Genomic DNA, 13,384 nt, shown 5'->3' with positions numbered 1-13,384 from the left:
CAGCTCTCTTGTCACAGCGCATGCTCTTTCTTAAGTCTGGCCGGATTGCGCCGACAAGTAACCGTACGGGTTCGAGATTTTGAGGGTTCGGTGGTTCTCAAGTGGGGCCAAAGGGAACGCGGAATCCGGCTCCTGCATGGAGAAAAAGATGACGGGGATTTGGTTCAACCGCGTGCTGCACATAATGGTCCTCGTCTGCCTGCTGGGATGGCTGACCGATGCCCACTGCGCCGAAAACGTCAGGAAGAAGGTACTGGTCCTCAACTCCTACCATTCCGGGTACAAGGGATCCGACGACGTCATAGAAGGGATTAAAGAGACATTGCTCCGGGCGTTGCCGGAAACCGACCTCCAGGTCGAGTATCTCGACTCCAAAAACAACAGCAGCAAGGAGTTCGATGCCAAAATCATCGATCTGCTCAGGTTCAAATACCAGCAGCGCCACTTCGACCTGATTCTCTCCACCGACGACTATGCTTTCAATGTCATCGAAGCGCACCGGGCGGAACTGTTCGGCGCCACCCCGGTCGTCTTCTGCGGCACCAACTCATTCGACGGCTCCAGGCTTGCCGGCAAGCACGGCATCATCGGCATCGACGAGCGCCCCAGCTTCAAGGCCACCCTCGATCTCATCTTCATCCTCCATCCCGCAACCAACAACATCGTCGTCATCCGGGACGATTCCGTCACCGGTCAGTTGAACGACATGGAGTTCCGCAAGGCCGCAGCGCAACTGCAGGACAAGGCCACCTTCTCCGACTGGGCCGGCCTGCGCCTGGACCAGTTCATCAGCCGGGTCAAACAGCTGCGGCCCGGCAGCGTCATCGTCTATTTCGCCTCCTTCGTGCAGGATAGAAACGGCGACCGGGTCTCCAGCAACGAGGCGCTGCGCAAAATCTCCGCAGTCAGCCCGGTCCCGGTGTACGGCGGTTGGGAATTCAACCTGGGCAAAGGCATCGTCGGCGGGCGGCTGTTGAACCTGCGCGAACACGGTGCCGCGGCGGCGGCGCTGGCCGTGCGGGTGCTAAGAGGGGAGTCCATCGACGCCCTCCCCCCGGTCACGCCGAGCCCCAACAAGGACATGTTCGACTACAACGAGCTGCGGCGTTTCGGGATCGCGCAGGGGAAGCTGCCGGCGGACAGCATCATCGTCAACCGCCCCCCGGGCTACGTCTACAGTCACCGGGTCGAGATACTCTCCACCATATCCGTGCTGCTCTTGCTGGCCCTCACCATGAGCTTCGTCAAACTGATCAACAGCCGGGAAAACCTCCAGGCCCACCGGGACGCCCTGGTGCAGCGCAACGAGGAACTGGAACAGGCCCTGTCCAAGGTAAAGGTCCTGGAGGGGATCATCCCGGTCTGCATGTACTGCAAGAAGGTCAGAAAAGACGAACAGAGCTGGCAGCAGATGGAGTCCTACATATCCCAGCACACCGAGGCCCAGTTCAGCCACGGCATCTGTCCGACCTGCTTCGACAACAATTTTTCCGGCAAGAAGCCCAAGCAGTTGTAGGACCGCCCCCATTCCGGGTCGTCAGCACGGCGACCTGCGCCGGTCACTCTCCCCGCCGGCGCAACCCGCCCCCCGCCGGTACAGTAACTCTGCGCATGACGGCGTGCCGCATCCCTCGCCCGCCCCGATTGCCACACGACTCCTGCGAAAAAGACTTTCAGCCCGTACTTCAATATGATATACGAATCGGTATAGACGATAGATAGCAATGATCGGATCAATCACGACCGCGACCGGATTGATCTCGCCCGGCCGTCAAGGCCACTGAACGTCGTTTGGCAAGGAGAGTGTGAGTATATGTTGTCGCGGCTCAAAAAAGATCGCCGGTACTCCCTGATCACGGGCAGCGCCCTGATACTGGCATCCTGGCTTACAGACAGTTTTCTCGATGCGGCGTTTTTTTCCGAAGGGACCTTCCTGCAGCAGCTGCTGCGCCCGCAGGCGCAGGAACTGACCTACCGTCTCCAAACCATCTTCTTTCTGCTGGTTTTCATGGCCTGTGCCTGCCGCAAGTCGACAAAGGTGCAAGAAGCAACCTCTGCGCTGGAAGACAGCCTGGCCAAACTGGCACTGGAAAAAAGTCGTACCGAGGCCATCCTCGCCAGTGTGCCTGACGCGGTGACGGTCCAGGACCGGGACTTCAGGATCCTGTACCAGAATCCGCAGGCCAGGCAGTTCAAGGGCGAGCGCGTCGGACAGCACTGCTACAGCGCCTACCACGACAGGGATGACGTCTGCCCCGGTTGCGTCGTCAACGACTGTTTCGAAGATGGCCAGCCGCACCGGCACGAGGTGACCCATGTCATCGACGGGCAGACGCGTCACATCGAGAGCGCAGCCGCCCCGCTGGTGGATGCCACGGGTGCCGTCACCGCGGCCATCGAACTGGTACGTGACGTGACCGAGCGCAAGAACAGGGAGAACATGCTGAAAAAGCAGTTCGCCGCCATAGAAGCATCCATGGACGGCATTGCCCTGTTGACCCCCGCCGGCGATTACCTCCACCTCAACAAGGCGCACGCGGAAATCTACGGCTATCCCTCGCAGCAGGAGCTGTTAGGCCAGAACTGGAAGAAGCTGTACACCGACGAGGAGCGCCAACGGCTGGAGCCGCTCGTCTTTGCCGCCTTCGGTCAGGGCCACGGCTGGCGCGGCGAGGCTACCGGGCTCAAGAAGGACGGCACCCTGTTCCCCCAGGAGATATCCCTGTCGCTTCTGGAAGATGGAGGCATCATCTGCGTGGTGCGCGACATCTCGGAGCGCCGGGCATCGGAGCAGGAGATCCGCACGCTGAACGCGAGCCTGCGCCAGCAGACCCTCGACCTGCAGGCCAACAACCGCGAACTGGAAGCCTTCAGCTACTCGCTGTCGCACGACCTGCGCACGCCGCTTACCACGGTGTACGCGGCCGGCCAGGCCCTGGCCGACATGTACCGCGACCTGCTCGACGAAACCGGCCACTGTCTCGTCGATGCCATCCACACCGGCTGCGAAAACATGGAGCAGTTCATCGAGGCGATGCTGGTGCTGTTCCGGGTGACGAGAACGGAGCTAAGTTGCGAGGAGGTCGACCTGGGGCGTGTGGCGGATGACATCATTGCCGAACTGCGCATGTACGACCTGCAACGCTCGCTGGACTGGCGCAACCAGGCGGGCATGACGGCCTGGTGCGACCCCCATCTGGCCCGGGTTCTGCTGCAGAACCTGCTCGGCAACGCCTGGAAGTACACCTCCAGGAACGAACATACCATGATCGAGTTCGGACAGAGGCTTTGCGACGGCAAGTACGAGTTCTTCGTGCGCGACAACGGCATCGGCTTCGAGACGACCGACGCCGAGCAGATCTTCAAGCCTTTCCGGCGCCTGCGCCCCTCCAGCGACTTTCCCGGCACCGGGGTGGGGCTGGCCACCGTGTTCAGGATCGTCGACCGGCACGGCGGCGCGGTCCGCGCCGAGGGCGAGCCGGGCAAGGGCGCCTCTTTCTACTTCACCCTGCAGGGTCCGCAGCACCACATCTGAACGTCGCCCACCCACGATACGTTCTGCTGCCGCCTGCCAAGCACTGCCTGCAGCCCTTGACGGCCCGACAGACTGATCACCGCCTCATCAGCGCGAACACGCCCCACCCCAGGTATTCGCGCGTGTAGGTGGCGTAGCGTTCCGGTTCCGAGGTCAGTTGGGCTCGAACCTCGTTGAATAACTCGTCATCGGGATTGGCCTCTAGCCAGCGGCGCATGGTGAGCCATTTGGCAGCCTCGTATCTGTCCCAGCCGTCCTGGTCGGCCAGAACCATTTCCACGACGTCGTATCCCAAGCGGGAAAACGACGCGAGCAGTTCAGGAAGCATAAGAAAATCCGAGCTTGAGCCGGCGTGACACTGCTTGGCAACGTCCTCCGTCGGCGGGAATTGCCGCCAGTAGGGCTCGCCGATGAGGATGATCCCTCCGCGGCACAGGCTGCACGCCAGGAGTTCGATGGTGCCGGCGGCTCCCCCGCCGATCCAGGTGGCACCGATACAGGCCGCCACACCGACCTTCTCGTCGGAGACGTATCCCGCGGCATCGCCGTGGATGAACTCGACGCGGTCTGCGACGCCGAGTTCGACAGCACGGCGCTTGGCCTGTCCCGAAAACAACTGGCTCAGGTCGATGCCCGTGCCGACGATGCCGTGATCACGAGCCCAGGTGCACAGCATCTCCCCCGATCCGCTGCCGAGGTCGAGGATTCGTGTCCCCTTCTCCAGACGCAGTGCCGCGCCGAGCGTGGCAAGCTTTTCCGGTGTGATCGGGTTATGGATGCGATGGGCGCTTTCGGTGATGTTGAAGATCCGCGGGATGTCCATGGTGGCAATCCTTTCGAGCGTAATGTGGTGCAGGCTGACCATCAAAAGGAAGAAGAAATGGAGCCGAAAGAACTTCTGGAACGGATGAAACGAAACAAAGGACCCGTCATAGTCGATGTCCGGACCGGGTTGGAGTTTCGCAGAGGGCACATTTGCGGTGCGCACCATGCCCCGACCTGGAAGATCTTTCTGGGGCTGGCTAAATTGCCGGCTGACCGTGGCACGGAACTCGTGGTGACCTGTGAACACGGTCCCCGGGCGCAGATAGCGCAAAAGATCCTGCACGGCCGCGGCTATCACAATGTCACCCTGCTTTCCGGCCACATGGCCGGCTGGCGGCGGTCAGGAATGCCTGTGGTAAAGTGACACGAGGCTGCCCAGACTCAGGAGTAGGTGGGAGTCCGCAGTCGTGCGGCCAGAGCTGAGAGATGACGGCCGTCCGTGCCGCAGCACCCACCAAGGATCTTCAACCCGAGCTCCCTGCCCAAGGCGGCCACGGATGTCCCAAATGCCTCCGGTTCCTGCTCCACGAGAGCAGAGCTGTTGTCCAAGTCTTCCGGGCTAAGAGCCGCCGTATTGGCCAGAAGACCGATGACTCGCTGGCGCACTTCTGCAGACGAATTGGTCTCATGCAGTAGCGCAGACCTGGCAAAGGTGACATGGGTGCAATTGATCATGAACGCGAGCGGTTTGGGATTGGCTACGGCGTCGATTGCCGCGATGGCTTCCTTTAGCGGTGTGCCATCGAGGAGGGTGCCGGTTGGTCGGACCACGAAACTCACGATGTAAGGTTTTCCCGTCTTGGCCAGCGCCATGGCAAGGCCGGTGGCCTCACTCAGAGCCGGCAGCGTGGCCGCCAGGAGAAAGTCCACCGTCGTCGCCGCAAGTTTTTCCGCCTGCCACGCATGATATTCCGCGGCCTGGTTTTCCGGGAGAGCCTCGTCGGGGTGGTACGCGTCACCTTTACAACTCATCAACCCGCAGATGAGGATCTTGTCGGCGTATCCCTGGTAGCTCTGTCTCAGACCTTCCAGAAAAGCCGCGTTGTCGCCGTTTAGGTCGGTGCCGTCGAGACCGGCCGCGGCGATCCGCTCCCTGCTCGCCCGCCATGTCGGTGTAGACATGAGGAGAGGCAGCCCGGCCTGGCAGCCGATGTCCAGGTACTCCCGGCAGATCCCCTCCAGCGCCCTCCGCTTATCATCATCATAGATAAAAGCCGAGTTCACCACGAAAGGATCAAGCTCCAATCCCTTCTTGCGGCGCAGGCGCTCGATAACGGCACCCTCGCCAAGGATGAAGGGGTATCGGCTAAGAAAGGCGTCGATGGTGTTCACTGTCTGCCTCCCTTCTTCCAAGCACAGCCTGCTGATAGCTGGCCAGCAATTCCGGTTCTTCGATGGAACCGTGGTGGTGCACCTGGCGCCACTGTCCGTTGATCAGTCTGAAGATTCTGCTTGTGCGAATCCGCATTTCAAGAACGGTATCCCCGGTCTTGAATGTACCGCGTTCACGGCCGACAACGTAAAACAATTCGCCTGCATCGTGCAGGGTGTAGTCGTAAAACTCGAAGTAATAGTTAGAAGTGCTCCCAAAGAGCCGCTCGTAGACAGACCTGATCTCCTCCCAGCCTCTCTTTATCCCACCGAGTGGATTGTCCATTGCTGCTTCGTCACCTTGCAGCCAGTTCTGCGACATCAGTTCCATGTCCCTTGAGTTAAGGGCCTCATAAAACTGCGACAGGGCTCTCAACATCGGTGACAGCTCGTCCTTGTTCTCTTTCCCTGTAACGGGAGTGTTTTCCATTTTCATGGTCTGTTCCTCGCCTACGAATTATCCACTTTCATACTCGCCTTTTGCGTCTGCCTCTTTCTCAATAATTTAGTCGTTACTATCGCTGTTCTCAAGAATTCATCCAAACGTTTTTCGGCTTCCAGGTCTGCCCAATGAGGCGCCCGGTTGACCCGCAAGCCCGGCATTCTCGGGCTATCGGCGTCAAACCGGTTGGCCGGAGCGTTACCTGTTTACGATATTCAAACAGACCTCTTAAACTTCTATGGTGCATTGAGCCAGCCAGTTGACAAGGTGTTTAGCCAACGTACAGTGGTAACTTGCAACCACAAAAGTACAGCTGGACATGGAGGTAAACCATGCGCTGGTCAGGTTCTGGTATTGTCATTACCGTCTTGGCACTGACAGTAGCCGGCTGTAGCAGCAACAACTTTCTCGTGTATAAGGATGGCAGCAACTTTTTCATCACTAGGAACTGCGAGGCGCGGCAACACCTGCTCTGCGATTCCGGCGATATCGGGCGCATCGTTGCCGGGGCAGCACTTCCCCAATCGCTGCAAGACCGGATCAAAGAGGCGATATGTGCGCCGGGCGTGATGAAAGCCGACATGCACAAAATCCTGGCTGAAATGACCGAAGAGCAGCGTTCCTCACTCAAACAGTCCTTCCGCGACAACGGCTACGAAATCAACAAACCGATCGATGCATGAGTGTAGGCCTGGCGTCCGGGTGACGCCAACAGGACCGAACTGCGGAGGACGTGAACTGCGGGGGACGTTGCTGAGATTTCGACTTTTTCTCTCTGTTGCATCTGCAAATCTCAAAATCTCGGCAACGTTTTTATGCCTTTGAGACACTTGTCTTTTTGTAATCGCTCGACTACAACACCCATTATGTACATCGTCAAGACCCTTCCCGAATTTGACGCCTGGCTAAATGGCATCAAAGACCGCACCACACGGTTACGGCTGGCTCGACGCCTAGACAAGGCCCAGCGAGGCAATCTCGGGGATGTGAAATCGGTTGGCCACGGCGTTTTCGAGATGCGTGAATTCTTTGGCTCCGGCTCGCGAATGTAGAACGTGGCAACATGCTGATCGTTATGCTCGGCGGTGGGGATAAGTCCACACAAGCAGCCGACATTGCCATTGCCTTCGAGCGGGTAGCCAGAATGGAGTATTGCCCCATGCCCAAAAAAATCGTTGTATCTGACCTGCCAGAATTCGATCTTGCCGCGCAGTTAAAAAGCGAGGCCGACATTGCGGCGTATATCACCATGGTGATTGAAGAAGGTGACGCAGCAGAGTTGGCCCATGCCTTAGGAGTAGCCGCACGAGCGCGCGGGATGGCTGAAATTGCTCAAGCTGCCGGGCTGACTCGCGAAGCCCTGTACAAAGCCTTGCGTCCCGGAGCTCATCCACGCTTCGACACCATCAGCCGAGTTTGTTCCGCCCTTGGAGTCCGCTTGGTTGCCCAGCCTCGCCATTAGATCTCGCCCTTTTACCTGGTTTTCTCTCCCTCGTCCAACGGGTCGGCCTTGACCCGCGGCGTTAGCCGTCCGCGGGAGACCAGGGGGACGGTCATAAGTTTATAAGTTTCTCTGAAGCAAATCCCTCAATGCCCATCCTCTTTCAGTCGCTAGCCGCTCGCCTCGCTCAACAGCTTGGCTCACCGCGGGTTGACTTAGCCCCAAAAACTTTGCCATCGATGTTTCCGTCAGTCCGATTTCACGAACCGCCCAGTAACATAATAGGCTACGCGCCTGCACATGCTGCGGTTGCTTACCAACAGCACACACCTCGGCCCTCTCCATGCCCATGGCCTTTGCTACAACAGCTATCACTTGTTGAAGATCAACTTCTTCCCGTCGGTACCAACTCTTTCTCTCCAGATCTTCTTCTGCAATTTGCAGCGCGGAGTCAACAAAATCACTGTCGCCCAGGATTCGTTCATCATTGTGGAGGAATATGCCAGCTTCTCTTGCAGAGTGGAGTTCGCGCCACCCTCCGGCACTCCTCAACAGTCCTCCCCCAGTAAGATCTGCGCGGGGCCCCTTTGCAACCCCATCTAAAACAAAAGCTTCGTATGCCCGCCTGCTTTCCTTCAACGAGTTCCCGAAATGGCCTAAAACCTGTCTGGATTCCATCCATGACTCCAGATCTGGAATTTTGCCAAGCAGGCAACCATGCCCACAGTAGCGGTAGTCCCGCAGCGCTTCAATCGATGAAATGATGCCAGCCCGAAGTGGATTGAGGTGAATGTAGCGCACCAATTCCAGCAGATAGGTCTCCTCCTGGCACAATATCGATTTGTAACGGTTTTGAAACAGGTGCCCGTGGCGGTTGTGACGCAAATTGAAGGCGGTAGCGTATCCAGTCAGAAGCTTCTGCATCAGCAACGAGATCGGTATAAGCCCAGTTTCTAAAAGCAGATGGAAGTGATTGGGTATGAGCGCCCACGCAAAACAGCGAGTAGACGTGATGGTCGTTATCTCGACCAGGCGCGAAAGGAAATTATCTCTATCATGATCATCACAAAATATCTCGCGCCGTTCAATCCCGCGGCAAATGATATGGTGAAGCGCCCCAGGGATGTCAATACGAGCCTGTCGTGGCATGCCGATCCTCATAACGTCGTAACATCGCCTAGAATCTTATAATCTTATGACCGTCCCCCTGCCTCCCCGTTGGATTTTTGATGGTCATGGTAGCTCCTTAGGGTAAGTGGTTTACCCCGTAATGACCATTTACACAAAGCTTTTTACACCCCCTTTTTGATGACCTGAGCAACAAGGGGCGCGTTTTCTGATTTTACGAGCACGTTTTACGATTTTATGATCACGTTTTCCGATTTTGTGATGACGTTTCACGATTTTAGAGGGACGTTTTCCGATTTTACGATGACGTTTCACGATTTTATGATCGCGTTTTCCGATTTTGTGATCACGTTTTCTGATTTTAGAGGCACGTTTTGCGATTGCATGGGGACGTTTACTGATTTTGACGCGACGTTTCACCATTTTACCGGCTAATGCTCGCAAACCGCACTGCAAGGGGGGGGGAGTTTGGGGCGAGTGCCACCACCGAACCCGCGGGTAGTCGGTGGTGGCACTGGAGAGGGGATCTAAATCGCCATCATGCTGATGAAGGTGGACCAAGGCCCTGCGTCACGGGCACCAACAGCCCTGATCCTGAAGTAGTAGAGCCGGCCGGGCGTCAGACCGGTTATTTCGATCTTGTTGATCTTGCCCGAGGTCGCGTGGTGTCTCCAACTCGACTCCACGAGCGGGTCGCCCTCACAGACCCATATCTCGTAACTCCTGGCACCCTTCACCGCGGACCCGCGGGCGATGATGCTGCGCCCCTCGTATGCCATCCTGAAATTTCCCGGCACCGAGAGGCCCGCAGCTGAGCCCCGTTTGCCGGCGGTCTGATGCACCAGGCCCAGTTTTTGCGGAATGGTCGGGTCGTGTTTGCCGGTGAGGGTTGCCATGCCGTTGAGCATGTTCATCTTTGCGATGAGGTCGTTACGGGCCACCTCCAGTTCCGGCTCCTTGTCATGGGCGCCGTCCACAACCAGGTGGGAGAGACTGCGGTGCCGGTCACGGGCCCCTTGTAACTTCTGCAGGTCCGGCAAGAGATCATAGATGCTTTGCATGATGGAGGGATCCTTGATCAAGCTGGTGAGGAGGTCATCGAATGCTCGGATGACTTCGTCGTCCTTCCCCCCGCCGTCACGATTTTTACTCATGTCTTTGGCCTCCGTTCTCTGAATTAAACTGCTCCAATTAAAGTAGCATATGCAACGGTCATTTCAAGGGCAAAACTTAGGGGGGAGAACCAAAGGCAACATTAACGCAAAGGCGCGAAGGCGCAAAGAATGGCCACAGCTGCAGGATTACCTGGCGGCAGATGGGGAGGGTCGGTGACGCTACTGCTACTGGGCGCGCTTTTGCCCGACGCTTTCGGAGATGAGGGTCAGCACCAAGGTGTTGAGGCTGACACCTTCCTGCCGGGCCATGGCGACCAGGCGGGCATGAAGAGTCTTAGGGAGACGGGCTACGAATTTTCCCGATGCCTCGACCAGTTCCATGGGTCTCGCGGTCGGCTTGGGGACTGGTTTTCCCATGTCGATGGCTGCGGCAACCCAGGCGGAAAAAGCATCCCTTCCGTTGGCAATCGCCTCTTCGACGGTGGCTCCGTCCGACATGCAGCCGGGGAGGTCGGGAAAGGTAATGAGAAAGCCACCGCCGTCCTCAGGCGAGAGGGGGGAGATTTCGTGCATGTAGCTTTCGAACGCGTGGGGAGGGGTGAGGGTCTCGATCCGCCATTCACCTGGGCTATGGCGCATTTGCTCGAGTTGTTTTTCCGCAGTGGTCATAACATCATGATACTGGATACAGTGTCAATGAGCCTCCCAAAAGGCAGGAGAGGCGGGATCGTATAGGTAAAACCGCCGCACCTGTGCTATAAAGCCGGAGTGAGCCCCCACCACCTGCCAGAAAATGTCCATAAAGACGGGACACGGCCACGTGCCGCCATTGTAATCCCCTTACTGCTGCTCGCCCTGATGCAGATGCTGGCACGCAGCGCGGAACTGCGCCTGGCGGTTCCGTCGCTGGTCGGCATCACTGCCTTGGCGACGGCTTTCCTCGCCTTTACGCTGTACCGGGGAGAGCGCCACGCCTTCGCCTGGTCCCCCACGCTGATCATCGCGGTCGCCCTGCTGCTGCGCCTGATGTTCCTGTTCGCCCCGGCGCAACTCTCCGACGACATCTACCGCTACCTGTGGGACGGCGGCAACATCCTGCGCGGGGTGAACCCCTATGCGGCTGCGCCTGCCGCCATAACGCCTCCTGCGCAACTCAAAACGCTCCACGCCGCGATCAACCACCCGGAGTACGTGACCATCTACCCTCCCGCGGCGCAGTTGCTCTTTGCCGCCGGGGCAGCCCTGGGAGGAACGGTTACCGCCCTGAAGGCGTTCCTGGTGTTAATCGACCTGATGCTGTGCGGCCTGCTGATCATGCTGCTGCAAAGGTTAGGTCTGCCGACGTGGCGGGCGGTCTTGTACGCGTGGAACCCGCTGCCGGTCCTGGAGATAGCGGGCTCCGGGCACGTGGACGGGGCCGGCATGGCGCTTTTTGTCGCGGCTTTTTTGTTGCTGGTGGCCAACGGCAAAGGGCGAACCGGCGCGGCCTTGGCCGGAGCCGCCTTCGCTGGGGCCGCACTGGTGAAGCTTTTCCCCCTGGTCCTGGGACCGGCACTTTTCCTGCTGGCTTCACGCCGCCGACTGCACTTTCTCGGGGGATTGTGCTGCGGAGCGTTGGCGCTCTCGGTCCCGTTTCTGCCGGACTTGGCGCGGATAGCGGACAGCCTCGGCGCCTACGCCAGGAATTGGGAGTTCGCCGGGTTCGCCTTCAGCACCTTGCGCGGCGCAACCGGTTCCGGCGGCCTCGCCCGCCTCGCCCTGGTGGCCGTTCTGCTGTTCTGCATCGCCGCTGTGACCTCGCGTGTGGCCCGGGCGCCGGACACGCCGGACGAGGGGAGTCCGGTCACACAGCAAAGGCGCGTGATCGAGGCCTGCTATGCCATCACCATGGCTTTTTTGCTCACCACCCCTACCCTGCAGCCGTGGTACGCGCTGATGCTGGCGACATTGCTTCCTTTCGCGGCCGGACCGGCGGGTATCGTGCTCTGCTGGGCGGTCCAGCTCACCTACCGGGTGCAGATTCCGTATTTCATCCTGGGACAATGGACCGAAAGCGCTTGGGTGACGGCGGCGGTGTTCCTGGCGCCGGTAACGGCAGGTGCGTTGGGACGGGTGTTGTCAGGGAACCGGCAGGTAAACGCGAAGCATGCGGTCAGTTCGTCGGACGGGAGATGAGCAACTCGCCCAGATCCTTCAGGAGCACCAGCGCGAAGCCCAGGGGGAAAAGGAGAAATAGCGGCACCGCGCCGACCACACCCCGCTGCCAGGCGAAGGTGATGGGAAGCAGGGAGTAGCACAGCAGAAACGCATTCAGGACGAAATACATGAAGCTCCGCTGGCAGTAGAGAAAGGCTAGGCCCGGGACACGTTCCTGCCCCCGCACCCCGAACTTGGGCGTGCGTTCGAAGCTGCCGCCGAAGGAGAACATCCCCTTGACCACCGAGAGGGAAATGCTCGGTGCCAGGCCGATGGCGAGCGCGGGGAGCAGGCAAACCTGCCGAAGCTGCACGGTGTTGCTGCGGACGGCGTAAAAGAGAAAGTAGCACGCGATGGCGCCGCTGGTCCCCAGGAAAAGAGGGAGGTCGATGCGCAGGATCTGGTGTAGCCCGATGCCGACCCGGAAGGTTATCGCCGGGTACAGCGTCAACATGACCAGCACGCCCAAAAGCCAGTAGCAGTTGGCGGTGAGATGCGCCACGGCCTCCACTTTGACGGCCCAAGGGAGCTTCGACCTCAGCAAGCGGGGCAGGATCTTGCGTGCGGTCTGGATCGACCCCTTGGCCCAGCGCTGCTGCTGGCTGCGCAGCGCGCCTACGGTGACCGGAAGTTCGGAAGGGACGGGATGCTCCTCGCGGTAGACGAAGCGCCATCCGGCAAGCTGGGCCCGGTAGCTGAGGTCGAGATCCTCGGTGACGGTATCCGACTGCCACCCCCCGGCAGCTTCGATGGCGCTCCGGCGCCAGACCCCGGCGGTCCCGTTGAAATTGAAGAAGAGCCCCTTCAGGTAGCGCACCCGGTGCTCGATGCTGAAATGCGGCCCCAGCAGCAGGGCCTGCACCCCGGTGAACCAGGAATGTTCGGCGTTGCAAAAGTCCCAGCGCGCCTGCACCATGCCAACCTTGCCGTCGCGGAACCAGGGCACGGTGCGCTGCAGGAAATCCGGCGCCGGGATGAAGTCCGCATCGAACAGGGCCAGGAATTCCCCGCGCGCCTGCCGCATCCCCTCCGCGAGGGCGCCCGCCTTGTAGCCGGCACGGTGGTCGCGCCGCAGCACCTGGATGTCCACTCCCCTTTCCCGCCAGTAAAGTACCCGCTCGTCCACCATGGCCACCGTGTCGTCACTGGAATCGTCCAGGACCTGCACCTCGAGCCGGTCGGCGGGCCAATGCAGCGAGGCGGCCGCGTCGATCAGGCGCCGTACCACGAAGCGCTCGTTGTACAGGGGAAGCTGCACGGTGACCAAAGGGAAACCTTCCCGCCTCGTGAAGGGAGGCGGAGGAGGCGCTGGCTCGGAAGCATGACAGTAA

13 protein-coding genes are annotated in these 13,384 nt (G+C 59.4%); 6 read left to right on the top strand and 7 right to left on the bottom strand.

Translation table 11 applies throughout. The features are described from left to right. The first annotated feature begins 148 nt into the window (after positions 1–148). Positions 149–1,516, top strand: coding sequence for an ABC transporter substrate-binding protein (locus JFN91_RS04305; protein WP_199387971.1), 1,368 nt, complete (start codon positions 149–151; stop codon positions 1,514–1,516). A 297-nt stretch (positions 1,517–1,813) separates the two neighbouring features. Continuing rightward, positions 1,814–3,535: a sensor histidine kinase gene (locus JFN91_RS04300; protein ID WP_199387970.1), complete on the top strand. Its 1,722-nt coding sequence runs from the start codon at positions 1,814–1,816 to the stop codon at positions 3,533–3,535. A 76-nt stretch (positions 3,536–3,611) separates the two neighbouring features. On the opposite strand, the gene JFN91_RS04295 is transcribed toward JFN91_RS04300, so the two are convergent. Next, positions 3,612–4,358 (bottom strand): SAM-dependent methyltransferase, encoded by a 747-nt coding sequence (locus JFN91_RS04295; protein WP_199387969.1) that lies wholly within the window; start codon positions 4,356–4,358, stop codon positions 3,612–3,614. On the opposite strand from JFN91_RS04295, the gene JFN91_RS04290 reads away from it, so the two are divergent. Then, positions 4,308–4,724, top strand: coding sequence for a rhodanese-like domain-containing protein (locus tag JFN91_RS04290; RefSeq protein WP_328745716.1), 417 nt, complete (start codon positions 4,308–4,310; stop codon positions 4,722–4,724). The two genes, JFN91_RS04295 and JFN91_RS04290, sit on opposite strands and share 51 nt — an antisense overlap. A gap of 17 nt (positions 4,725–4,741) precedes the next feature. Here the strand turns inward: JFN91_RS04290 and JFN91_RS04285 are convergent, their stop codons facing one another. Further along, positions 4,742–5,692 carry a homocysteine S-methyltransferase family protein gene (locus JFN91_RS04285; RefSeq protein WP_199387968.1) on the bottom strand — a complete coding sequence of 317 codons (951 nt, stop codon included), beginning with the start codon at positions 5,690–5,692 and terminating at the stop codon, positions 4,742–4,744. After that, a complete protein-coding gene (locus JFN91_RS04280) occupies positions 5,667–6,167 on the bottom strand; it encodes a YybH family protein (protein ID WP_199387967.1) in 501 nt (166 codons plus the stop codon). The genes JFN91_RS04285 and JFN91_RS04280 overlap by 26 nt, the downstream gene beginning before the upstream one ends. Before the next feature lie 338 nt (positions 6,168–6,505). On the opposite strand from JFN91_RS04280, the gene JFN91_RS04275 reads away from it, so the two are divergent. Both JFN91_RS04275 and JFN91_RS04265 read left to right on the top strand, forming a co-directional pair. Continuing rightward, complete coding sequence (locus JFN91_RS04275) at positions 6,506–6,856, top strand: hypothetical protein (RefSeq protein WP_199387966.1); 351 nt, start codon at positions 6,506–6,508, stop codon at positions 6,854–6,856. Between the two features lie 380 nt (positions 6,857–7,236). Next, on the top strand, positions 7,237–7,635 hold the full coding sequence (locus JFN91_RS04265; RefSeq protein ID WP_236014953.1) for an addiction module antidote protein: 399 nt from the start codon (positions 7,237–7,239) through the stop codon (positions 7,633–7,635). Between the two features lie 99 nt (positions 7,636–7,734). Here JFN91_RS04265 and JFN91_RS04260 read toward each other — a convergent pair whose 3' ends face one another. The 3 genes from JFN91_RS04260 to JFN91_RS04250 all read right to left on the bottom strand — a co-directional run bounded on the left by JFN91_RS04260 (position 7,735) and on the right by JFN91_RS04250 (position 10,430). Further along, positions 7,735–8,763 carry a transposase gene (locus tag JFN91_RS04260; protein WP_199387965.1) on the bottom strand — a complete coding sequence of 343 codons (1,029 nt, stop codon included), beginning with the start codon at positions 8,761–8,763 and terminating at the stop codon, positions 7,735–7,737. Between the two features lie 506 nt (positions 8,764–9,269). Beyond that, on the bottom strand, positions 9,270–9,896 hold the full coding sequence (locus JFN91_RS04255) for a fibronectin type III domain-containing protein (RefSeq protein WP_199387964.1): 627 nt from the start codon (positions 9,894–9,896) through the stop codon (positions 9,270–9,272). A gap of 186 nt (positions 9,897–10,082) precedes the next feature. Beyond that, entirely contained in the window at positions 10,083–10,430 is a 348-nt protein-coding gene (locus tag JFN91_RS04250) for a type II toxin-antitoxin system HicB family antitoxin (RefSeq protein WP_236014951.1), read from the bottom strand. A 285-nt stretch (positions 10,431–10,715) separates the two neighbouring features. Between JFN91_RS04250 and JFN91_RS04245 the strand changes: the two genes are divergently transcribed. Further along, positions 10,716–12,032: a glycosyltransferase 87 family protein gene (locus JFN91_RS04245; protein WP_199387962.1), complete on the top strand. Its 1,317-nt coding sequence runs from the start codon at positions 10,716–10,718 to the stop codon at positions 12,030–12,032. On the opposite strand, the gene JFN91_RS04240 is transcribed toward JFN91_RS04245, so the two are convergent. Then, positions 12,010–13,311, bottom strand: coding sequence for a glycosyltransferase (locus tag JFN91_RS04240; protein ID WP_328745995.1), 1,302 nt, complete (start codon positions 13,309–13,311; stop codon positions 12,010–12,012). The two genes, JFN91_RS04245 and JFN91_RS04240, sit on opposite strands and share 23 nt — an antisense overlap. Between the last annotated feature and the right edge of the window lie 73 nt (positions 13,312–13,384).

Source organism: Geomonas anaerohicana (assembly GCF_016458305.1).
In the GTDB taxonomy this organism is placed as follows: domain Bacteria; phylum Desulfobacterota; class Desulfuromonadia; order Geobacterales; family Geobacteraceae; genus Geomonas; species Geomonas anaerohicana.
This window is presented reverse-complemented; position numbering and strand designations above follow the sequence as displayed.